Below are 22866 nucleotides of genomic sequence, written 5' to 3' on the forward strand. Positions count from 1 at the left end.
CGGCTCGGCGGACGCCCCCCGTTCACCCCACACCACCCCTCTCACCCGCATCCCACCCGAACCAGATCTGGAGCAAGCTGATGACTTCAACGGACCAGGAGACCTTCGACGTCGTGGTCGTGGGCGGCGGACCCGGCGGGTCCACGGTCGCGACCCTGGTGGCCCAGCAGGGCCACCGTGTCCTCCTCCTGGAGAAGGAGACCTTCCCCCGGTACCAGATCGGTGAGTCCCTGCTGCCGTCCACGATCCACGGCATCGGCGCGCTCCTCGGCGTGACCGACGAGATCGAGAAGGCCGGCTTCATGCGCAAGCGGGGCGGCACGTTCCGCTGGGGCGCCAACCCGGAGCCGTGGTCCTTCTCCTTCGCCATCTCGCCGCGGATCGCCGGGCCGACGTCCCACGCGTACCAGGTCGAGCGCATGAAGTTCGACCAGATCCTCCTCGACAACGCCCGCCGCAAGGGGGTCGAGGTGCGCGAGCAGTGTGCCGCCGTGGAGGTGATCGAGGACGGAGGGCGGGTCCAGGGCCTGGTTTACACCGGCCCCGACGGCACCCGGCGGTCCGTGCGCTCGGCCTTCGTGGTCGACGCGTCCGGTAACAAGAGCCGTCTCCACCAAGGCGTCGGCGGCGAGCGCGTCTACTCGGACTTCTTCCAGAACATCGCCCTCTTCGGCTACTTCACGGGTGGCGACCGGCTGCCCGAGCCGAACCGCGGCAACATCTTCTGCGCCGCGTTCGACGAGGGGTGGTTCTGGTACATCCCGCTCACGGACGACCTCACCAGCGTCGGGGCCGTCATCAACCGGGAGTCCGCGTCGGAGGTCCAGGGCGACCCCCGCCAGGCGCTGGCCCGGCTGATCGACCGCTGCGAACCGATCCGCGACCTGCTGAAGAACTCGGCCGGGGTGACCGAGGGGCCCTACGGCCAGGTGCGCGTCCGCAAGGACTACTCGTACCTCAACACCCGCTTCTGGCGCCCCGGCATGGTCCTGGTCGGTGACGCCGCGTGCTTCGTCGACCCGGTCTTCTCCTCGGGCGTCCACCTCGCCACCTACAGTGCCACGCTGGCCGCCCGGTCCATCAACACCGCCCTGGACGGGCTGGTCGACGAGGAGCGCAGCTTCCAGGAGTACGAGGCCCGCTACCGGCACGAGTACGGCCTCTTCTACGAGTTCCTCATGTCCTTCTACGACATGAACGCCGATGACACCTCCTACTACTGGCAGGCCAAGAAGGTGACCCGGTGCGCCGACTCCGAACTGGAGTCGTTCGTCGGGCTGGTCGGAGGTGTCGCCTCCGGCGAGAGTGCCGTCCTCGGCGCCGAGTCGCTGCGCGCGAAGCTGGCTGCCACCTCGGGAGAGCTCGCGCAGTCCGTGGCCGCGGTCGGTGCCGCCGCGACGGCTGATGACGCGACCCCGCTGTTCCAGTCGTCGATCGTCTCCGAGGTGATGCGTGAGGGCGCCCGGACCCAGGCGCGGGCGCAGTTCGGCGAGGCGTTCGGTGACGCGGGCCCCATGTTCCCCGGCGGTCTGATGCCCACCGCCGACGGGACCCGGTGGACGGCCGCCGACGCGCAGTAGGGCCGTGGTCCCGGTTCCGGATCCGGCGGCCACCGGATCCGGAAGGGGTCGGCCCCGGCCCACTCTCCTCCCGCCCGCATCCGGGCCACACCCGTACGAAGGGAGTTCCCGCCGTGACCGTCGAGGTCCCAGGAACCACCTCGGCATGGCGCAGGACGACGGCGGCCGTGCTGACCGTCGTCCTGCCGCTGGCCGTGATCGGACTCGTGACCGTTCGGCTCGGCTCCTCGGCCTCCGCCGGCCGTGCCGCCGGGGGCGGCGCCGCAGCCCGTCTGGACACGACCGGCCACTTCCTGCTGGCGACCGCCGTCGTGCTGGCGGTCTGCCGCGCCGGGGGCCTGCTGGCGCGGCGCCTCGGGCAACCGGCCGTGATCGGTGAGATGTGCGCGGGCCTCGCGCTGGGGCCGTCGCTGCTCGGCCGGATCTCCCCGGACGCCGTCCGCCACCTCTTCACGGAATCCTCGCAGCCGCTGCTCGACGGCCTGGCTCAACTCGGCCTGGTTCTCTTCATGTTCGGTGTCGGGCAGGAACTCGCCGGCATCCGGCTGCGGGGCGCCGTCACCCGCTCGCTGCTGGTCAGCCAGGCGTCCCTGCTGGTCCCCTGCGCCTGCGGCGTGGCGGTGGCGCCGCTCCTGTGGCACTCGTACGCCGGCCAGAACGGCTCTCCCGTGGTGTTCGTGCTGTTCCTCGGCTGTGCGCTGAGCATCACGGCCTTCCCCGTGCTCGCGCGGATCCTCTCGGACCTGGGCATCATCCGGACCGAACCGGGCCGGCTCAGCCTCTTCGTGGCGGCCGTCGGCGACGGTGGGAGTTGGCTGCTGCTGGCCGCACTGCTCGCCGGGGCGCGCGGTGGCGACGTCGGCGCCTTCCTGCTGAACGCGGCGGGTGTCGCGACTCTCGTCGCCGCGTTCCTGGGCCCGGTCCGCCGGCTGCTGGCCCGGCGGCCGGGCCTGGGCGGGGAGGAGCAGGACGGCCCTGCGCGCTGGGCCGTCCTCGTCGCCGCGATCGCCGCGACGTCCGCCCTGACCGCGGCCCTCGGGGTCCACCAGCTCATCGGTGCGCTGCTCGTCGGGCTCGCCTGGCCGGTGCGCGACCGGGGCGCGCGGGAGGTGGCGACGCGTCTGACGGAGTGGGCGAAGTCGGTGCTGCTGCCGTTCTTCTTCTTCGAGTTCGGCCTCCACACGGACCTGACCGCGCTGGACTGGGGCGGCTCGACCGTGATGGCCCTGCTGGGCCTGTTCCTGCTCGCCACGGTCTCGAAGACCGTCGGCTCCGCACTGTGCGCCTGGCTCACCGGCATGTCGCCACGGGCGGCCTGCACCGTAGGTGTCCTGCTGAACACCCGTGGGCTCACCGAACTCGTGGTCATCCAGACCGGGTACCAGGCGGGGATCATCGGCGCGCGGATGCTGGGCGTCCTGACCCTGGTCGCGCTGGGCACCACGGCGACGACGAGCCTCCTGCTGCGTCTCCTTGACCGCGGTCCGCTGGCGCGGCAGGAGGATGCGGCACGGGGCGCGGAGGACGCCGGCTCCGATCCGGTGCGGGCCCTGGCGAGCCACGGCGCCTCCCTGGCCGAACGGTGAGGCGGGGCGCCACGCCCGGAACCTCCGGATGCGGCGCCCCGCCCCTGCACCGGCCGTCACCTCAGGCGGCGCTCACGCTCCGGGCCGCCCCGGCACCGTCCACACCGGCCGCGAGCATGTGGTCCCGCACCATCCAGCCTGCCTGGAACCTGCTCTGCGCCCCCAGGTCGCCGAAGATCTCCGCGACGTACTTGCGGCACGTCCGCAGGGCGATGCCCAGGCGCTTGGCCACCACCTCGTCCTTGTAACCGGCGGCGAGGAGTTGAATGATCGCGGCCTTGGTCTCCTGGGTGAGGTGCTCCGGGATCGGGTTGTTGCCGCCGGCCCCCTGGAAGCCCTCCCCCGCCGTCCAGGCGCTGTCCGTCAGGTGGGTGATGAACTCCACCAGGGCACCGTGCTTCACGATGTGCGCCTTGTCCTCGCCGCCGTCCAACAGGAACGCCACCGCGCGGTCGAAGACCACCATCGCGGGCAGGGACGAGGCGGTGGTACGGGCCTCGCCGCCGGACGCCGTGATCCGCTCGACGCACTCCCGCGCCTCGGTGTCGTAGCGCGACAGGTGCGGGAGCAGGGCGCGCATCCTGACCGTGGGCGGCAGCGGGCGGGGGTCGTGGAGGAGCACGTGCCGGGCGAGTGCCGGCGCTCCCCGCCCCAGCGGCTGCACGGCGAACACCTCGTCCGCGCACTGGGCCGCTGAGTCCTCAAGCGCGGCACGGATGTCGGACGCACCCGTCACCGTGACCACGGGACTGGACCACTCGGTGTCCGCGTCGCCCACGCAGAGGGCGGTGAGGGTGTCGAGCTCCCGGCGGATCCCGTCCAGTTGGGCCTGCCACGCATCGATGGCTCCCGAGAGCGGCTTGGTGTACCGGAGCTTGGCCGTCTCCGGGTGCACCGCCTCCCAGTCGCCGTGTCCCTCCGCGTCGGACCTCGCCAGCCGGAGTCTTCTCAGCCGGGCCAGCACGCGCGCGGCCCGGACCGTGCCCCATCCCAGGTTCCGCGCCAGTCTCTCCAGAGTCACGCCTCCAGTGCTGACGAGGAACCGATATGCGAGCACCTCCTCGTCTCCCATCGACGGGACGATCTGCGAGACGTCCATGGCTCCCCCTAGCACTTACCACGCCAATTGGATGACTACAGCCCAAGGATAATCACCAACTCATTCATAGGCGCAAGTACAAGTTTGGAGCCTGTAGCCGAGGGGTGAACCGTGACTCAGTCGGAGAAATCGGTCATATACATGCCAGCCAAGTCATGGTTTTGCCAAGTCCATGTGCAGATCCCGGCATAAATTTGGCCTGCAGTGTATTTTTAGATCCCGACCTGACGAATGTGTGCCCCACGCCGGCACTGCAGCTTGGAGTCTTCGTGCGTCCTGAAGTGTCGTACTCGTCACCCGTCGCGATCGTCGGCATGGGGTGCAGGTTTCCGGGGATCGAAGGGGTCGACGAGCTCTGGGACGTCCTGGTGGGCAACGTCGACGCCGTGACCCCGGTTCCGCAGGAGCGCTTCGACATCGACGACTCCTACGACCCGGTTCCCATGACCCCCGGTCGGACCGTGTCCCGGCACGGCGGCTTCCTGACCGACCCCTTCGGCTTCGACGCGGGGTTCTTCGGCATCTCGCCCGCGGAGGCGCGGACCATGGACCCGCAGCAGCGGCTGCTGCTGCACGTCGTGTGGGAAGCCCTCGAGTCGGCCGGGATACGGCCCTCCCGGCTCGCCGGCAGCCGGGGCGGCGTCTTCGTCGGACAGGCGACGTCGGAGCACGCGGACACCGAGCCCCGAGTCCACGAACCCGACGTCCGCAGCATCGTGGGCGGCCGTCTGCGCGCCGCCACGGCTGGCCGCGTCTCCTACGCCCTCGACCTGCGCGGCCCGAGCGTCGTCCTGGACACCGCGTGTTCCTCGTCGCTGGTCGCCGTGCACGCGGCCCGGCAGAGCCTGCTCACCGGTGAGAGCGACCTGTGCATCGCCGCCGGCGTCAACGTCATCCTGTCCCCGCACGACTCCATCGCCTACTCCCAAGGGGGCATGCTCTCCCCGGAAGGCCGCTGCCGGTTCGGCGACGCCGACGCCGACGGGTTCGTGCGCAGCGAAGGCGTGGCCGCAGTGGTGCTCAAGCGGCTGGACGACGCGCTCCGGGACGGCGACCCCGTGCTCGCCGTACTGCGCGGCAGCGCGGTCACCAATGACGGAACGACGAGCGGGCTGCTCCTGCGCCCCTCGGTGGCAGGCCAGGCCGACATGGTCCGCGAGGCCTGTCGCAGTGCGGGCATCACCCCCGCGGAGCTCGACTACGTCGAGGCGCACGGCACCGGAACGTCCGTCGGGGACGGCGTCGAACTGCAGGCGCTCGCCGAGTCCGCCGGTCCGGGCCGGCCGGCCGACCGGCCGTTGCTGACGGGATCGGTCAAGACCAACCTCGGCCATGCCGAGGCCGCCGCCGGTCTCGCCGGACTGATCAAGGCAGTGCTGATCATCCGACACGGGGTGATCCCGGCGTCCCTGCACCTCGACACACCGAACTCCCTGCTGACCCAGGACGGCTTCCCGGTGCGCGTGGTGACCTGCAACCAGCCGCTCCAGGCCGCCGGTACCGGCGCCCTGCTCGGAATCAGCTCGTTCGGCCTGACCGGTACGAACGCCCACGCCGTCATCGGCGCTCACGTACCCGACCCCGTGTCGGACACCGGGGTCACCGACGCCGACGCCGACGCCGAACCCCGACTACTGGTGCTCAGCGCGCGGACCCCGCACGCCCTGCGCCGCCTGGCCGAGAAGTACGCGTCCTACCTGGGCCCGTCGGGGCCGGGACGCCGGCACCGGCTGAACGACATCTGCTCCGCCGCCGCCACCGGTCGCGACGCCCATCCCCACCGGCTGTGGGTCGTGGGCGCCGACCACGACACCCTGTCACGGCGGCTGCGCGCCCTCGCCGCGGGCGACACGATCCCCTACGGCGGCACCGGTGAGGCGGAGCTGTCCGGCGAGCGGCGCACGGTGTTCGTCTTCTCGGGGCAGGGCTCGCAGTGGGCCGGCATGAGCCGGACCCTGTACCGTGCCTCGCCCGCCTTCCGCACGGCGCTGGACGCCTGCGACCGTGCGGTCCGCAAGGAGCTCGGCTGGTCGGTCCTGGAGCGGCTGGAGTCCGTGGAGACCGAGTTCCCCACGGATGTGAGCATCGTCCAACCCGTCCTGTGGGCCGTGCAGGTGGCGCTCAGCGCCGCCTGGCGCGAGCGCGGCGTGGAACCGGATCTGTGCATCGGCCACAGCATGGGCGAAATCGCGGCGGCCCACGTCTCCGGCGTCCTGTCCCTGGACGACGCGGCCGCGGTGATCTGCTGGCGCAGCCGACTGATGCGACGCACGGCTGGGCAAGGCGCCATGCTCGTCGTCGAGTTGTCGGCCGAGGAGGCGCGGCAGCACCTCCGCCCCCATGGAGCCGCGGTGTGCGTCGCGGCCGAGAACGCGCCCACCGCCACCGTGCTCGCGGGCTCGCCCACCACCCTGGGCGTCCTCCGGACCGAACTGGAGGAACGCGGCGTCCTGTGCCGCCCGGTGAAGGTGAACGTGGCCTCGCACTCACCGCAGATGGACGCCCTCTGCGACGACCTGCTGCGGGAACTGGCCGACCTCGCCCCGGTGCCGCGCAGCGTGGACATGATCTCCACCGTGCACGGCTCCGAGGTCGAGGGCCCCGAAATGACGGCCCCGTACTGGATGGACAACCTGCGCCGCCCGGTACTGTTCGCCGGCACGGTCCTGGAGGCGGCCCGCGAGACCGAGAGCGTCTTCCTGGAGATCAGCCCGCACCCGGTGCTCGTGTCCGCGATGGCGGACACGCTGAATACCGATCGCGACCGGGCCGCCACGGTGGCCTCCCTGCACCGCGGCCAGGACGAGCGCTCCGAACTGGCCAGTGCGGCGGGACGGATCTTCGCGTGCGGCGGCCGCGTGGACTGGACGCGGTGGTACGGCAGCGGCCCGCGCCATCTGCCGTCGCTCCCCGGCTACGCCTGGGACGCGGTGCAGTTCCGGCGGGAGCCGGCCGGCCGCGGGTCCGCACACCGCTCCACCGGTGCGCGCGTGCGCTCGCTCGACCTCGCGACCTGGGGTGGCACCGCCGACTGGGGTGACGCGGTGGCCGTGCACGGAATCGCGCCGGTGCCGCCCGTCGTGTACCTCGCGGCGATGCTCGAAGCGGCGAAGGAGACCGACCGGGACGCGGCGTTCGAACTGCGGGACGTGACACTGGGCGAGACGCCCGTACCCGTCGAGACCGCTGCGGACACCGTCCTCCAGGTGGCCCTCGACGGACCGGAGACACCGGGGCGGGCGCGCACCGTGACGGTCCGGGCCTCGTTGCGGGGCGCCCCGGCCCCCATCCTGTGCGCTTCGGGGCAGCTCGTCAGGGTGGACCCGGAAGGGGCCGGCCCGGTGTCGGGCATCCTCGACGGCGCTCTCGCCCGATGCCGCGAGTACTGCGGGGAGCAGGACTTCCAACGGCTCGCGCAGCGCCACGGGTTGGAGATCGCGGAGCCGTTCAGAGCCGTGCAGCACCTGTGGCGACGCGACGGAGAGGCGGTGGCCCGCATACGGCTGCCCAACCCGCTGCCGAAGGCGGGCTGGGAGGCCGCCCTGCCGTCACTCCTGGCGGCCCGGCCGGGAGCCACGTCGGACGTGGCCGGCTCCATCTACGCACCCGTGGCCTTCGGCTCGGTCCGGATCCACGCGGAGCCGGTGCCGGAGTTCTGGAGCCTCAGCACCATGCGCCCCGGGAGCGACGGGCAGTCCGCCGAGGCCGACGTCCTGCTGATCGCGCCGAACGGCCAGGTCCTCGCGCGTTTCTCCGGAATCCGCATGCGACGGATCGCCCGGGCGGTCCCGTCGCACACACCGCTCCGACACGTACCGGCGCTGATGGCCCGGCTCACCGAGCAGTGCGCGGCACCGCTCACCGGCCTGGCCAGGAAGGCCGCGGAGCCCGTCGTCGGGTTCCTCACGAACGTCCTGCGTGCCGCCCCCGAGCACGGATCGGTCCTCGCGGGCACCGTCGCCCCGCCGCCCGGCCCGGAGGAGACCCCGCGTCCGGCTCGCCCTCGGGAGACGGTCGCCGCACAGGTGCTCCTCGAACACTCCGCGGCGCTGCTCGGCATGCCGGTGGCGGAGATCGACAAGCGTCGGTCACTGCACGATCTGGGACTCGACTCGCTCATGGCCGCGCGGCTGAGGCAACTCCTCCACCGCAGCGGCGTGGAGGTCACCGCCGGGCGGCTCCTGGGTCCGGAGAGCCTCGCCAGTCTCGGCAGGAGCCTCTCGGAGCGCGACGCCCCGGGGGCGTCCGACGCGGCCGGGAACTGCGGCGTTCCGAAGCGACGGCAAAACTTAGACCATGGTATAAAAAAATTCTGACCGGTCCCGACGCCGTCACTCGGTAGCCACCACCCCCACCCGGGATTCCGACGGGGCCGTCACGAAAGGGAGAGGCAATGGACTCGCCGGAGACAAGGACGCCGCCGGTCGGCCGCCGGGAACGCAACAAGCAACGCGTCAAGGAACGCCTCTACACGGCGGCGGTCGAGCTGATCGTGGAGAAGGGCTACGACCACACCTCCATCGACGAGATCGCGGAGCGGGCCGACGTGGCCCGCGGAACGTTCTTCAACTATTTCCAGCGCAAGGAAGACATCATCAGCGCGTGGGGAGAGCAAAGGCGCGCCACGCTCATGACGCATCTCGACTCGAACAGCAGGTTCAACCCCGGCTCGATCACCCGCCTCCAGCAGGGCATGGCAGCCCTGGCCCGCCTCAACCAGGAAGAGCAGCACCTCACCATCGCGATGCTCACCGCCTGGGTGAAGGCGGGCCGCCCCATCCTCGAAGAGCCGTACGTCGCGGACGTGTTCGCCGGCATCGTCGAGAGCGGGGTGGACCGGGGGGAGCTGAGCACCGCCCTGTCACCGGACCGCGTCGGCAACGTCCTGCGCGACGTCTACCTCGGGGCCCTCTACCGCTGGGCCCACCAGCCGTCGGACCGGCCCGAAGCGCTGGGCGAGGAACTCCAGCAGATCCTGCAACTGCTCCTCGACGGCATGGCCGCAACGACCAGTCCCTAGCCGGAGCGGAGATCGAGACGACGAGTTGACCCCTGCGGTCCCTGACGCACTGCCAGTTGGCCGGCCAGGGCGCGCAGGGCCAGCTCGTAGGACCCGATCCCGAAGCCCGCGATGGTCCCGGAGGCCACCGCGGCGATGACCGAGGTGTGCCGGAAGGTCTCCCGTGCGTACGGGTTGGAGATGTGCACCTCGATCAGCGGCGCCGTGCGCTGGGCCGCGGCGTCCCGCATCGCGTACGAGTAGTGGGTGAACGCGCCCGGGTTGATCACCACGGGCACCTTCCCGTCGGCCGCCTCGTGCAGCCACTCCACCATCTGCTGCTCGGAGTTGGTCTCGTGCACCTCGACCTCGAAGCCGAACTCCTTGCCCAGCGCGGTGCAGCGCTCGACCAGTCCGGTGTACGAGGTGGCGCCGTAGACGTCCGGCTCCCGGCTGCCCAGCCGGCCGAGGTTGGGGCCGTTGAGCACCATCACCCGGGTCACGCCGAGACCTCCGCGTAGGCGGCGACCAGCAGGGACGGGTCCGGGCCCTCCAGCACGGAGGTCTTGCCGAGGCCGTCCAGGACGATGAAGCGGATCAGGTCGCCGCGCGACTTCTTGTCGATCTTCATCGCGTCCAGCAGCTTCGGCCAGGCGTCCGCCCGGTAGCTCAGCGGCAGGCCGACCGACGCCAGCACGGTGCGGTGCCGGTCGGCCGTCTCGTCGTCCAACCGCCCCGCCAGGCGGCCGAGTTCGGCCGCGAAGACCATGCCGATGGAGATCGCCGCGCCGTGCCGCCACTTGTAGCGCTCGTTGCGCTCGATGGCGTGGCCCAGGGTGTGGCCGTAGTTGAGGATCTCGCGCCGGCCGGACTCCTTGAGGTCCCCGGAGACGACGTCGGCCTTGACCTGGATGGCCCGGCGGATCAGCTCGACGGTGTGCGGGCCGGCCGGCGACTTGGCGCCCTCCGGGTCCGCCTCGATCAGGTCGAGGATGGCCGGGTCGGCGATGAAGCCGCACTTGATGACCTCGGCGAGGCCGGAGACGTAGTCGTGCCTGGGCACGGTCTCCAGGGTGCCCAGGTCGGCGAGCACGCCCACCGGCGGGTGGAAGGCGCCGACCATGTTCTTGCCCTCGGCGATGTTGATGCCGGTCTTGCCGCCGACAGCCGCGTCGACCATGCCGAGCAGCGTGGTGGGCATGGAGATCCAGCGCACCCCGCGCAGCCAGGTGGCCGCCACGAAGCCCGCCAGGTCGGTGGTGGCGCCGCCGCCGAGACCGACCACGACGTCGCTGCGGGTGAACCCGGTCTGCCCGAGCACCGACCAGCAGTACGCGGCGACCTCGGCGCTCTTCGCCTCCTCGGCGTTGGGCACCTGGAGGGCGATCGCCTCGTACCCCTCGCCGGCCAGGTCCTCGCGGATGGCGTCGGCGGTGGCGGCCAGCGCCTCCGGGTGGATGATCGCGACCCGCTTGGCCCGCGTCCCGATCAGCGGCGCCAGCTCGCCGAGCAACTGGTGCCCGATCAGCACGTCGTACGGGTCGTGGCCGGCGCTGCCGCCGACGTGGATCCTGACGGTGGTGTCAGTCATGGGGGGTCTTCAGCTCCAGTGCTTCCAGTACGGCGTCCGCGACCTGCTCGGGGGTGCGGTCGGCGGTGTCGACGACGGCGGTGGCCACCTCCAGGTAGAGGGGGCGGCGGGCCTCCATCAGCTCGCGCCAGCGGGCCCGCGGGTTGACGGCCAGCAGCGGGCGCGGGGCGTCCAGGCCGACCCGCTTGACCGCGTCGCCCAGCGGGACCTCCAGGAAGACCACCGGCAGCTCGCGCAGCAGCTCACGGGTGGCCTCGGCCATCACCGCGCCGCCGCCGAGCGCCAGCACCCCGCCGTGTCCCTCGGCGGCCGCGCGCACGGCACGGACCTCCAGCTCGCGGAAGTGCGGCTCGCCCTCGTCGATGAAGATCTCCGGAATGGGCTTGCCGGCCAGCGCCTCGATGTCGGCGTCGGTGTCCCGGAAACCCACGCCCAGACGCTCGGCCAGGGCCCGCCCGACGGTGGACTTGCCACTACCGGGCGGGCCGACCAGCACCACAACCGGTGACGTCATGCCCACACCTCGCTGCGCTCGGCGTGCGATGACCGCGACGGGCGCCTGCTGATGGTGAGCTCGCCTCGCTCGCTCATCGGACGATCAGGTGGTCGAGGTGGGCGTGAGTCGAGCCCGGCCCACTCATGACTGCTCCGCGGCAACGGCTTCGAGGGACTCCCGGGCGGCGGCGGCCACGCGGTCGGCGGTGAAGCCGAACTCCCGGAAGAGCAGTCCCCCATCGGCCGAGGCACCGAAGTGTTCGAGCGAGACGATGCGTCCGGCATCGCCCACGTAGCGGTGCCACGTCAGTCCGATGCCGGCCTCGACCGCGACCCGGGCCCTGACGGACGCCGGCAGGACACTGTCCCGGTACACCTGGTCCTGCTCCTCGAACCATTCGATGGACGGCATCGAGACCACCCGGGTCGGAACACCGGCAGCCTGCAGCTGTTCACGCGCTTCGACCGCGAGCTGCACCTCGGAACCGGTGCCGAGCAGGATCACCCGGACGGTGCCGCCCTCGGCCTCCAGGAGGACGTAACCTCCCTTGGCTGCACCCTCGTTGGGCTCGTACGTCGGAACGCCCTGGCGGGTCAGCACCAGACCGTGCGGGGCGCCCTTTCCGAACACCTTGGTGTGCCTCGCCAGGATCTCGCGCCAGGCGATCACGGTCTCGTTGGCGTCCGCGGGGCGGACCACGTTCAGCCCCGGAATCGCCCGCAACGATGCCAGGTGCTCGACCGGCTGGTGGGTCGGCCCGTCCTCGCCCAGACCGATCGAGTCGTGCGTCCACACGTACGTGACCGGCAGGTGCATCAAGGCGGACAGTCGTACCGCATTGCGCATGTAGTCGGAGAAGACCAGGAAGGTTCCACCGTAGATGCGGGTGTTCCCGTGGAGCGCGATGCCGTTCATCTCCGCGGCCATGGAGTGCTCGCGGATGCCGTAGTGGATGGTGCGGCCGTACGGGTCGGCCTCCGGCAGCGGGTTGCCCTTCGGCAGGAACGAGGAGTTGCCGTCGATGGTGGTGAGGTTGGAGCCGGCGAGATCGGCGGATCCGCCCCACAACTCGGGGATGACCGGGCCCAGGGCCTGGAGCACCTTCCCGGAGGCGGCACGCGTGGCGATGACCCGGCCCGCTTCGAAGACCGGGAGCTTCTCCTGCCAGCCCTCCGGCAGTTCTCCGGCGCTGATCCGGTCGAAGGCGGCGGCCCGCTCCGGGTTGGCGGTGCGCCAGGCGTCGAGGGACTTCTCCCACTCGGCCCGGGCCGTGTGCCCGCGGTCCAGGGCCCTCCGGGTGTGGGCCAGGACATCGGCCGCGACCTCGAAGGTCCGCTCCGGGTCGAAGCCGAGGACGCGCTTGGTCGCGGCGACCTCGTCGTCGCCGAGCGCCGAGCCGTGCGCGGCCTCGGTGTTCTGCGCGTTCGGGGCGGGCCATGCGATGACCGAGCGCATCGCGATGAAGGACGGCCGTTCGGACTCGGCCTTCGCGGCCCGGATCGCGGCGTACAGGGCGATCGGGTCGAGGTCGCCGTTCTCCTTCGGCTCGACGCGCTGGATGTGCCACCCGTACGCCTCGTACCGCTTCTCGGTGTCCTCGGATGTCGCGGTCGCGGTGTCACCCTCGATGGAGATGTGGTTGTCGTCCCACAAGAGGATCAGGTTGCCGAGCTTCTGGTGACCCGCGAGCGAGGACGCCTCGGCGGAGATCCCCTCCTGGAGACAGCCGTCACCCGCCAGCACATAGACGAAGTGGTCGAACGGCGAGGTGCCCGGGACGGCATCGGGATCGAACAGACCACGCTCGTACCGGGCCGCCATCGCCATGCCCACGGCGTTGGCGACGCCCTGCCCCAGCGGTCCCGTTGTCGTCTCGACACCGATGGTGTGCCCGTACTCGGGGTGACCGGGCGTCTTCGAGCGCCAGGTGCGGAACGCCTTCAGATCGTCCAACTCCAGGCCGGCGCCGGCCAGGTAGAGCTGGATGTAGAGGGTCAGCGACGCGTGGCCGGCGGAGAGGACGAACCGATCGCGTCCCACCCAGTCGGCGTCTGCCGGGTCGTGCCGCATCACCTTCTGGAACAGGGTGTACGCGGCGGGAGAGAGGCTCATCGCCGTACCGGGATGGCCGTTACCGACCTTCTGCACCGCATCAGCGGCCAGGACGCGGCCGGTGTCGACCGCTCGCTGGTCCAATTCGCCCCATTCGCAAGGCATCTTCAGTTCCACCTCAATAGTCGATTCGCGCCCGGACGCCGAAACGCGGTCCGCGCTCTCCGTCAATTTCCCGAGACTGTCCGGCCGGTGATGCTAGCGCGCCTCGCGCCGCCCTCACCATGATCCACGGATCAATTCGGAAGGCATGAATACGGCAGACGTGCAGCAAGGTGCTGCGCAGCTTCCTGCACGTCCGGGCCCTGGCGGGCCACTTCGCCGGATGGCCAGACTGGTCCCGAGATCGAAGCCAGACCGACATCGTGGGAGCGGGTGGCCGCTGCGGCCGATATCGGCCATATCGACGGCGGAAGCTTGCGAATGCGGTCGACGACCGCTGTGACACCAATTCGTCGGATCCCAGATGACTCATCGGACGACCCGGATGAGCGGATTCCTTGAAGGGCGCGTGAACCACATGACAGCCGAAACCCGAGTGCTTGCCCATTCGGAACGCGTCAGCTCGCCGGCCCGCAACACCATTCGCCTGGCGCTCCACTGCCGCGGAAAGCTCGATCGTGTCCTTCTGCAGCGAGCCTGGGAGATGGTCGGCCACGAGGTGCCGGGGCTCGCCGGAACGCTTCGGCTGTCCGACGGCGAGTACGTCTTCGAACCCCGACCGGACCGAGCGGGGCTCGTCGCGCACGTCGAGGGCGAGCAGCCGGACTTCCCGCTGACGGCACATCTGACCCTCGACGAACTCGACTGCGTGGCGGCGCTGGAAACACGCAGCACCAGTGCGGACGACCACGTCGTCTCGCTCCTGGTGCGGCACTCGCTGGCCGACGGCAAGCACGGTCTCCACGTCCTCTCCCGGCTCTGGGAGCTGTACACCGAGATGGCCGAAGGAAGCGCCGCGCCCGCCCTGCGGGAACCCGTCGTCGCCGGTCCGCTCGACGCCGCACTCAAGGAACGGACGATCCCCAGGGGCACCCCCCGGGAGTTCGGGACCGGCTCCCCGGCGGTCTACCGCACCGGAGAGGAGTGGGACGGGCAGCACCTGAGCGGTCTCAACCACGGGTGCCTGCGCCTGAGCGAGGAGGACACCAAGCAGCTGGTGCGCCGCTGCAAGGCGCAGTCACTCTCGCTCCACGGTGTGCTCTCGGCCGCGGTGATCCTGTCCTTGAGCCGGAGCCGGACGGACCTCCAGGCATTCGACCTGACCTCCGTCATCGACGTCCGCCGGCACATGGAACCCCCGATGCACCCGATCGAGGGGACCACCGTCCTCGGATACTCGACGTCCACCGTGGACGTGACGCTCCACCCCGATGTCGACGGCATCGCCAAGCTGATCACCGAGAACCTGCGGATCGATCTCGAATCCGGGGCCGCCCAGGAGTCCAGCGTCGTCAACGCGGGCTTGGAGAACCCCGGGGCGGTGCCGACCATGCTGTCGAACCTCGGTGTCGTCCCGCCGTTCCCGCACCCCGACGGCCTCGTGTTCACCGACTTCAGTGCGTGGAACGAGATGGACCTCGACAACCCGGGAAGCCCGGACGTCCTGACGGTCTACGGCAACATGCTCGTGGCCTCGACCTTCGGAGGCCGACTGCGAGTCGATCTCTTCCACGGGAACGAGATGTTCCCGACCGGGTGGACCGCGGCCCAGGTGCGGCAGATCGAACAGATCCTGACGGAGTACCCCGCACAGGACTGAACGCTTCGCCAACGGCGTGCGGGGCTCGGACCGCGTCCTCGCTCCGCCGCCCCGCGCACCGCCCCCCTGCCCGCCTGTTCGGAGGAACCGCCTTGTCCACCACTCTCGCCCTGTCCCTGCCTTCCAGGGGTGCGCAGTTCACCCGTACCACCATCGAGCGCCGTCCGTTGCGCGACGACGACGTCCGGATCGATATCCGGTTCGCCGGAATCTGCCACACCGACCTGCACTTCGGGAACGACGACTGGGGCACGACGCTCTTCCCGCTCGTACCGGGACACGAGATCGCCGGTGTGGTCTCCGAGGTCGGGGACGCCGTCCGCACGTTCAAGGTCGGCGATCGGGTCGGGGTCGGCTGCATCGTCAACTCATGTGGTGAATGCCAGAGTTGCCGGGCGGGTGCGGAGCAGTACTGCGCCAAGGGCTTCGTCATGACGTACTCCAACCGCGACTACGACGGTACCGTCACGCTGGGCGGCTACAGCCAGTCCATCGTCGTCGGTGAGCAGTTCGTCCTACGCATTCCGGACGCCATCGAACTGGACGTGGCCGCACCCATGCTGTGCGCCGGCGTCACCGTCTACTCCCCGCTCAGGCGCTGGGGAGCGGGCCCCGGCAAGAACGTCGCTGTCGTCGGCATGGGCGGCCTCGGCCACCTCGGTGTCAAGATCGCCGCGGCCATGGGGGCCGAGGTCACCCTGTTGGGGCACTCGCCGAGCAAGGAGGCGGATGCCCTGCGCTTCGGTGCCAAGCGGTTCGTCAACACTGCTGACCGCGAGGCCCTGACCGCCGTCGGCAGTCAGTTCGATCTCATCGTCAACACCGTGCCGACCACCCTCGACGTCGACGCCTACCTCGGTCTGTTGCGGCTCGACGGCACCCTGGTCAACGTCGGAGCCCCGGACGACCCGACCGGTTCCTACAACGTGTTCTCCCTGCTGACCGCGCGCCGCAGCATCGCCGGTTCCTCCATCGGCGGGATCCGGGAAACCCAGGAGATGCTCGACTTCTGCGCGGAGCGCGGCGTCACCACGGAGATCGAGAAGATCAGCGCCGATCAGGTGCCCGACGCCTGGAAGAACATGTCCGCGGTCCGCTACCGCTACGTCATCGACATCGCCACTCTCAGCACGACCTGACCGCGCGCCCAGGTGCTGCGCGTCGACCGGCCGGCCGACGGCCGGGCGTGACGGAGAAGTTGCTGCCAGAAGGAGGGTCATCCGTGGGGTCCAAAGAACCAGTCGTGCCGGAGCAGCTGCGCTCCCTCCACCGCAACCCGGTGCGCGCCGACGCGACGGGGCTGCTCACGCTGGCCGACCACGCCGCCGCGGCCGAGGCGCGAGTCGACCCCGCCGTCTGGGACTTCATCGCCGGTGGAGCCGGCCAGGAGCGCACCCTGGCGGCCAACACGGACGCCTTCGAAGCGGTCCGGCTGGCGCCTCGGGTGCTGGCGGGCGCCGGCCGACCGGACACCGGGACCGAGATCCTCGGGCGAACCTGGGCGGCGCCGATCGGCATCGCACCGATGGCCTACCACACCATGGTCGATCCCGCGGGCGAGGTGGGCACCGCGCTGGCCGCCGGCCCGTTGGGCCTGCCGTTGGTGGTGGGCACCTTCTCGGGACGCACCTTCGAGGACATCGCCCGGGCCGCTTCGGCCCCGCTGTGGCTGCAGGTCTACTGCTTCAGGGACCGCGCGGTCACCCGGCAGCTCGTCGAGCGCGCCGAACGGGCCGGCTTCGAGGCGCTGGTGCTCACCGTGGACGCCCCCCGCCTGGGCCGTCGGCTGCGCGACCTGCGCAACGACTTCCGGCTGCCGACCGGGATCACCCCGGCCAACCTGGACGGCGACGGCTTCTCGTGCCCCAGCGGCCACGCGCTCACCGAGTTCGACGTCACCCTCGACTGGTCCGTGCTTGACTGGCTGCGCTCCATCAGCGCCCTTCCGGTCCTGGTCAAGGGCGTCCTCACAGCCTCCGACGCGCACCGGGCGATCGCGGCCGGAGTCGACGGCATCGTGGTCTCCAACCACGGCGGCCGACAGCTGGACGGCGCCCCGGCCACGCTGGACGTGCTGCCCGAGATCGCCGCGGAGGTCGCCGGAGCCTGCCCCGTCATCGTGGACGGCGGGATCCGCCGCGGCGCGGACGTGCTGGCGTCGCTCGCCCTGGGCGCCGACGCGGTCCTGCTGGGCCGCCCGGTACTGCACGGCCTCGCGGTCGGAGGGGAGGGGGGCGTGGCCCGGGTGCTGGGCATCGTCACCGACGAGCTGACCGAGGCGATGGCCCTCACCGGCACCCGCTCGGTCGCCGAGGCCCGCCCGGAGCTGGTCCACCGCCGGCCCGTCGAGCCCCGCCCCGCCCGCCTACCCGCGCCGGCCACTGCCGGGCGGCGCAGGCCGAGCGGCTCCGGGTTGTGGAAGGCGGAGCTGCACGCCAGCCTGTCCGACCCGGTGCTGGACACTATGAACTTCCTCAACGAGGTCACCTTCCGCTATCCCGAGGCGATCTCCTTTGCGCCGGGGCGTCCGTACGACGGCTTCTTCGAGACGGAGCAGATCTTCGGCTACCTGCGCCGCTACCTCGACCACCTGGAGCAGGGCGGGGCCTCGCCGGAGCAGGTCCGCTCGATGCTCTTCCAGTACGGCCCGACCGGAGGCCAGATCCGCGAGCTGATCGCCGACTGGCTGCGCCAGGACGAGGGCATCGAGGTCGCTCCGGAGGCCATCGTGGTCACCGTCGGCGCCCAGGAGGCGATGCTCCTCGCGGTGCGCGCGCTGATCTCGGGTCCCGAGGACGTACTGCTGGTCTCCAGCCCCTGCTACGTCGGGATCACCGGTGTGGCCCGCCTGCTGGATGTGGAGCTGACCGCGGTCGAGGAGCGTGCGGACGGCTTCAGCTGCGCCGATGTGGAGGCGGCGATCCTCTCCGAGCGGGCCCGCGGCCGCCGTCCTCGCGCGCTGTACGTGATCCCCGACCACTCGAACCCGTCTGGTACCACCATGTCGCTGCAGACCCGCCGGGAGCTGCTCGACCTGGCGGCCCGGCTGGACATCCTGATCCTGGAGGACAGCCCGTACCGGCTGGTCAGCCAGGGCACCCAGCTGCCGGCCTTGAAGGCGCTCGACCGCGAGCGGCGGGTCGTCCACCTGGGATCGCTCTCCAAGACCCTCTTCCCCGGCGCCCGGGTAGGCTTCGCCATCGCGGACCAGCCGGTCCTGGACAGCTCGGGCGGCACCGGTCTGCTGGCGGACGAACTCACAAAGATCAAGAGCATGGTCACGGTGAACACCTCCGCGGTGAGCCAGGCCGTGGTGGCCGGCATGCTACTGGCCGCCGACGGGCGGGCCTCGGCCCTCAACGCCGAGACCGCCGCGTACTACGGCAATGCGATGCGGGTCACCCTGGAACAGCTGGCCGAGAACTTCCCCGAGGCGGACCAAGCGGCGCTCGGCGTGCGCTGGAACGAGCCCAGCGGCGGCTTCTTCCTGGCCGTCAACGTCCCGTTCCGCGCCGACAACGCCGCGCTGGTTCGCTCGGCGGAGGAGTTCGGCGTCATCTGGACACCGATGTCCTACTTCAAACCCCAGGGCGGCGGCGAGCAGAGCCTGCGGCTGTCCGTCAGCTACCTGGCCCGCGAACAGATCGCGGACGGCATCGGCCGGCTGGCGCGATTCATCAAGGCCCAGGCGGGCGCCTGACCAACCATCACCCCGCCAGAGAGGGGACACTGCGGCGGCGAACCCGCTCGACGACCCGAGCCAACTACCGGGTGCCGGTCAACGACGAGGGTCCGCACTCGCTCCCGCCGATCTTCGTCGACGCTGCCCTTGCCGATAGCCTCATCCGCCCTGGTGGGAGCCACTGACGATTACCCCTGCATGATGATCAGCCGTGCGCTGCGACTGGTGACCCAGGCCGCGAGGAACCTGGTCATGGACCTCGAGGACGCCCGCTGCCACGCCCGCTATCTGATCAGGGACCTGGGACGGGTGACGAGCGGTGGAGCGCGCGAGACCGAGCGGGACAAGGCTCTGCTGAGCAACCTCCGCAAGGCGTACATCCGCTGCTCGCCAAGCGAGCCGGTCTGTTCTCCAGGGCCGTGTGCCGGCTGGAACGACTCGTTGCGAACCACCGCGCCCGGACATCTCCTCGCCGATTCCCGTTCGATGGAGATGGCGATCGATTCCTGACGTCACGACAGGAGCCCTGTCTGCCCTCTACGCCGCCTACATCTTCAACGAAGGCGGCTGCGGCTGCGGCTGCGGCTGCGGCTGCCTCATCGTCGCTCGACCCACCCGACCCTCGGGCAGCAACTGGACCTGTCGGCGCGCACTTGACCGACGGCAGATACGTCAAGTGCGAACCCTCTGGCCAGAAGATGCGATCACGGCTAGCAACCACCGCCCCCATAGCAGTGATCGATAAATCCGATATAAAGCCTGAAGTGGCGCATACGGTCGCCAGCTAACGGCCCGCGCAGCCCTCAGTGCCACCGATGAACCGTGGAAACCGTGAGACGAATGTGAGAGGCAGGCTCCAGAGCACGCCGAAGGCCGCTTCCTCGCGAACGAGAAAACGGCCTCTGACCTGCGACGATAGGGATGAACCCCAGTCGGGACGACAGGATTTGAACCTGCGACCCCTTGACCCCCAGTCAAGGGGTTCACTTATTGTCGACAGCCGAGACCTCACGGTGTCGGCTTTTTCATTGATCAACTATCGTGAGAAACAAGTGAGTTAAGAGTTTCCGACGAAAGCGATGCGGCGGGGAGCTGACAGCTCGCCAATGGCCACCTTGCACACAAGCGCCCGTTTTGGCTCATCAGCGTTCACGAGCGCTCATCCCGCGTGGTCCCAAAATGGTCCCCAGGCCGACCACCCTGCCGCAGCTACTGCCGGTGACCGAGATCTGTCGCTCCTTCAGCAAGCACCACTTTTGCGATCTCGACAGCCGCTGCGTCGGCGGCGCTGGCCGGCTCGCGCCGCCGGCTCCGGCGAGCGGATCATGGTCACTTACCCACTGCCTACGAATGGTGATCTTCCGAGCGGTGTGTCATCTTGAGCGTGTCGTCTCCAGCTGGTTCTGGTGTGTCTCGCGCACCGCCCCGCACGCTCTGCCGCCACGCGCCCCACTGGACAGCCAGCCTTGGAACGGCATCACCGTGCTCTGTGCGCAGCGCGGTCGGTCCTATCAGCGGTGCGTGTGCAAGGACAGGTCAGGGGAGCATTTGGGTCCGTAGCGTTCGAGGCTGACTATGGAGCACCACGATCACTCACAGCCACATCTTCGAGAACTCCGCCGACGAGGCTGCGCTCACGCTGGCACAGGCCCTCGGCCGCGCCGAATCGGGCAGCGACTGTCCGAGCATGCTGGGGTTGGCGGGCAGTGACCCCGTGGCAGCGTGAGCTACGCCTGCCGTCGGCCGAGGCTTGAGCAGGCCCGGCAGAGCGGTCGGCGTCACACAATCACTGCGGGTCGGCCATGGCTAGTTCCGCCAGTGCTGCTGGGCTCCGAACCAGGTGCTGCGCCCACTGCACCTGACCCCCTTCTGGAGCACTCCGGCGCATGAGCACACCGTTCGATCGTGCGGGCACGGGAGTGACTGTCTGGGGCCGCACACTCAAGGCAGCTTTGGTTCCGCTAGGTTGAGAAGCCATAGTCGAAAGGGCCTCAGTCAGACGTGGTGGCCCAACAGGAGGCCACTGGTGAGCGATCGCAGCGCCATCGAATGGACGGAGGCGACCTGGAACCCCACCACCGGGTGCGACCGGGTCTCATCCGGATGCGACAACTGCTACGCCCTCACGCTCGCGAAGCGGTTGAAGGCGATGGGCGCGGAGAAGTACCAGGCGGACGGCGACCCCCGCACGTCCGGGCTAGGATTCGCTCTCACGCTCCACCGGGACGCCCTGACGGTGCCATACGGCTGGAAGAGCCCGCGGACGGTGTTCGTGAACTCGATGTCGGACTTGTTCCACGCGAAGGTGCCGCTCGACTTCGTGCGCCGGGTCTTCGCGGTGATGGCGGACACGCCCCAGCACACCTACCAGGTGCTGACCAAGCGGGCGAGGCGGCTGCGACGCGTCGCCGACCGGCTCGAGTGGCCGGAAAACGTGTGGATGGGCGTGTCCGTGGAGAACTCGGCCGAGCTCGACCGGGTCGACGACCTTCGCGACGTCCCGGCGGCGGTGCGGTTCCTGTCGTGCGAGCCACTGCTCGGCCCGCTGGAGGGGCTTGGCCTGGACGGCATCCACTGGGTGATCGCCGGCGGCGAGTCGGGCCCCGGCCACCGGCCGATGGAGGCCTCCTGGGTCAGGCAGGTGCGCGACGCCTGTCAGGAGGAGAACGTGGCGTTCTTCTTCAAGCAGTGGGGAGGTCGCACTCCCAAGGCCGGTGGGCGGCTGCTGGACGGACGGACCTGGGACCAGATGCCCTTGCCCGTCACGGTCTGACCGGTGGGCGCACCTCCAGCTTGTGAACCGGGGATCCCTTGCCGTCACTGGGCGTTCCCCCCGCTCCGTGCAGGTGCTTGACCGCCTGGCGGGCGACGGTCTCGGGGACCTGGCCGTAGTGCTCCCCGAACACCTGCAGCGTGTGGTCGACCAGCTTGAACGGGTGCCCGGCCCGCAGCAGTTCGGCCAGGTTCGCGGCCATGGCCGGTACGGCCCGGGCCCGGACGTGGTCAGGATCGGGACGCTGCAGGGTCGCCACCGAGAACAGCGCGTTGTCCTCGGCCTCCTCGGTCAGTTCGAGCCCCTCCCACCACGTGTCGCGGGCCCGGGCGTGCGCATCGCCGAAGGCCCACAGGCCATGGTTGCTACGCGTCCCGAAGACCAGGTTGTAGACGGCCTTCCGGTTCGGTGCGTTGGTGACGGGCACCGAGACCGTACTCATGCCCGTCCGCTCGCCGAGGAGCCTGCTGTACTCGGCGGCGACTTTGTCGTCGGCGTCCCCGGTGTAGCCGTCGGCGAAGAAGTCCCGCCACCAGCGCCCGCCGCACACCTCGTCCAGGCGCTCGTTGGTCCGCTCGTTCCCCTTCGCGGAGTGGGAGTTCCCTCCGATCCGGCGCACCGCCATCATGCTGAAGTTCAGCAGCAGCTCGGTGGGCGGCCAGATCTCCTTGCGGCGCCTGGCGAGGACGTCGACGAGGGTGTCGAACGGCAGGGCGAGCCCGCACGGGTCCAGGAACAGGAACAGCGGTCGGCCTACGGCGGCGGCCAGCACCTCGTCCAGGAGTCCGGTCACGTCACCGTGGAAGGCGCGGGCGTCGACGCCCTGCCCGCGGTACTCGGCGACGACGGACTCCAGGTGGGAGAAGGACGGCGCGGACCTCTCCGCGAAGAAGCAGGTCCAGCGGACCAGGTTCTTCGCCTGGTGGTCGGCTGCGATCTTGAGGACGAGTTCGGCCGATCCCGCCGTTCCGTTCTCGTAGCGCCCCTCCCCGGCGTACCCGTCCAGATAGACGACCTCGCCACCGCTCTTCGAGCCGGTCATCCCTCCGAACCGGGGTATGTAGCGGCTGAGCAAGGTGTGCTTGAAGACGCTGGGCAGCGCAGGTGCCGCCCAGTACTCCCCCGACGTGCCCTTCGACATCCGTTCCCCCTCCGCGCCCGGCACGACCCGACCACCGATTGCTCC

15 protein-coding genes are annotated in these 22866 nt (G+C 70.2%); 9 read left to right on the forward strand and 6 right to left on the reverse strand.

Annotated elements, in window-relative coordinates; genetic code table 11:
• Window positions 1-80: 80 nt before the first annotated feature.
• On the forward strand, window positions 81-1580 hold the full coding sequence (locus BOQ63_RS15050) for a tryptophan 7-halogenase (RefSeq protein ID WP_072654435.1): 1500 nt from the start codon (window positions 81-83) through the stop codon (window positions 1578-1580).
• A gap of 113 nt (window positions 1581-1693) precedes the next feature.
• A complete protein-coding gene (locus BOQ63_RS15055; RefSeq protein WP_167395738.1) occupies window positions 1694-3166 on the forward strand; it encodes a cation:proton antiporter in 1473 nt (490 codons plus the stop codon).
• Window positions 3167-3227: 61 nt separating this feature from the next.
• Here BOQ63_RS15055 and BOQ63_RS15060 read toward each other — a convergent pair whose 3' ends face one another.
• Window positions 3228-4265: a helix-turn-helix transcriptional regulator gene (locus tag BOQ63_RS15060; protein WP_030289319.1), complete on the reverse strand. Its 1038-nt coding sequence runs from the start codon at window positions 4263-4265 to the stop codon at window positions 3228-3230.
• Between the two features lie 269 nt (window positions 4266-4534).
• Between BOQ63_RS15060 and BOQ63_RS15065 the strand changes: the two genes are divergently transcribed.
• Window positions 4535-8581 (forward strand): type I polyketide synthase, encoded by a 4047-nt coding sequence (locus BOQ63_RS15065; protein WP_167395739.1) that lies wholly within the window; start codon window positions 4535-4537, stop codon window positions 8579-8581.
• Between the two features lie 77 nt (window positions 8582-8658).
• On the forward strand, window positions 8659-9285 hold the full coding sequence (locus BOQ63_RS15070; protein ID WP_030289321.1) for a TetR/AcrR family transcriptional regulator: 627 nt from the start codon (window positions 8659-8661) through the stop codon (window positions 9283-9285).
• Here the strand turns inward: BOQ63_RS15070 and aroQ are convergent.
• The 4 genes from aroQ to tkt all read right to left on the reverse strand — a co-directional run bounded on the left by aroQ (window position 9282) and on the right by tkt (window position 13568).
• Complete coding sequence (aroQ, locus tag BOQ63_RS15075; protein ID WP_072656263.1) at window positions 9282-9755, reverse strand: type II 3-dehydroquinate dehydratase; 474 nt, start codon at window positions 9753-9755, stop codon at window positions 9282-9284. The two genes, BOQ63_RS15070 and aroQ, sit on opposite strands and share 4 nt — an antisense overlap.
• Before the next feature lie 8 nt (window positions 9756-9763).
• A complete protein-coding gene (aroB, locus tag BOQ63_RS15080; RefSeq protein ID WP_030291270.1) occupies window positions 9764-10855 on the reverse strand; it encodes a 3-dehydroquinate synthase in 1092 nt (363 codons plus the stop codon).
• A complete protein-coding gene (locus tag BOQ63_RS15085) occupies window positions 10848-11369 on the reverse strand; it encodes a shikimate kinase (RefSeq protein ID WP_072654437.1) in 522 nt (173 codons plus the stop codon). The genes aroB and BOQ63_RS15085 overlap by 8 nt, the downstream gene beginning before the upstream one ends.
• Window positions 11370-11492: 123 nt before the next feature.
• Complete coding sequence (tkt, locus tag BOQ63_RS15090; protein WP_051747293.1) at window positions 11493-13568, reverse strand: transketolase; 2076 nt, start codon at window positions 13566-13568, stop codon at window positions 11493-11495.
• A 541-nt stretch (window positions 13569-14109) separates the two neighbouring features.
• Here tkt and BOQ63_RS15095 point away from each other — a divergent pair.
• From BOQ63_RS15095 to BOQ63_RS15115, 5 genes are all read left to right on the forward strand, one after another.
• Window positions 14110-15225, forward strand: coding sequence for a phthiocerol/phthiodiolone dimycocerosyl transferase family protein (locus tag BOQ63_RS15095; protein WP_030290135.1), 1116 nt, complete (start codon window positions 14110-14112; stop codon window positions 15223-15225).
• 92 nt (window positions 15226-15317) lie between these two features.
• Window positions 15318-16364 (forward strand): NAD(P)-dependent alcohol dehydrogenase, encoded by a 1047-nt coding sequence (locus BOQ63_RS15100; protein ID WP_030290136.1) that lies wholly within the window; start codon window positions 15318-15320, stop codon window positions 16362-16364.
• Between the two features lie 83 nt (window positions 16365-16447).
• The gene (locus BOQ63_RS15105; protein WP_223885943.1) at window positions 16448-18925 is read left to right on the forward strand and encodes an aminotransferase class I/II-fold pyridoxal phosphate-dependent enzyme; all 2478 of its coding nucleotides are present in this window, start codon (window positions 16448-16450) and stop codon (window positions 18923-18925) included.
• A 180-nt stretch (window positions 18926-19105) separates the two neighbouring features.
• The gene (locus BOQ63_RS15110) at window positions 19106-19417 is read left to right on the forward strand and encodes a hypothetical protein (RefSeq protein ID WP_072654438.1); all 312 of its coding nucleotides are present in this window, start codon (window positions 19106-19108) and stop codon (window positions 19415-19417) included.
• Window positions 19418-20933: 1516 nt separating this feature from the next.
• The gene (locus tag BOQ63_RS15115) at window positions 20934-21680 is read left to right on the forward strand and encodes a DUF5131 family protein (RefSeq protein ID WP_072654439.1); all 747 of its coding nucleotides are present in this window, start codon (window positions 20934-20936) and stop codon (window positions 21678-21680) included.
• Here the strand turns inward: BOQ63_RS15115 and tcmP are convergent.
• The gene (gene tcmP, locus BOQ63_RS15120) at window positions 21670-22821 is read right to left on the reverse strand and encodes a three-Cys-motif partner protein TcmP (RefSeq protein WP_072654440.1); all 1152 of its coding nucleotides are present in this window, start codon (window positions 22819-22821) and stop codon (window positions 21670-21672) included. The two genes, BOQ63_RS15115 and tcmP, sit on opposite strands and share 11 nt — an antisense overlap.
• Window positions 22822-22866 lie beyond the last annotated feature (45 nt).

This window comes from Streptomyces viridifaciens (assembly GCF_001888885.2).
GTDB classification, from domain to species: Bacteria; Actinomycetota; Actinomycetes; order Streptomycetales; family Streptomycetaceae; genus Kitasatospora; species Kitasatospora aureofaciens.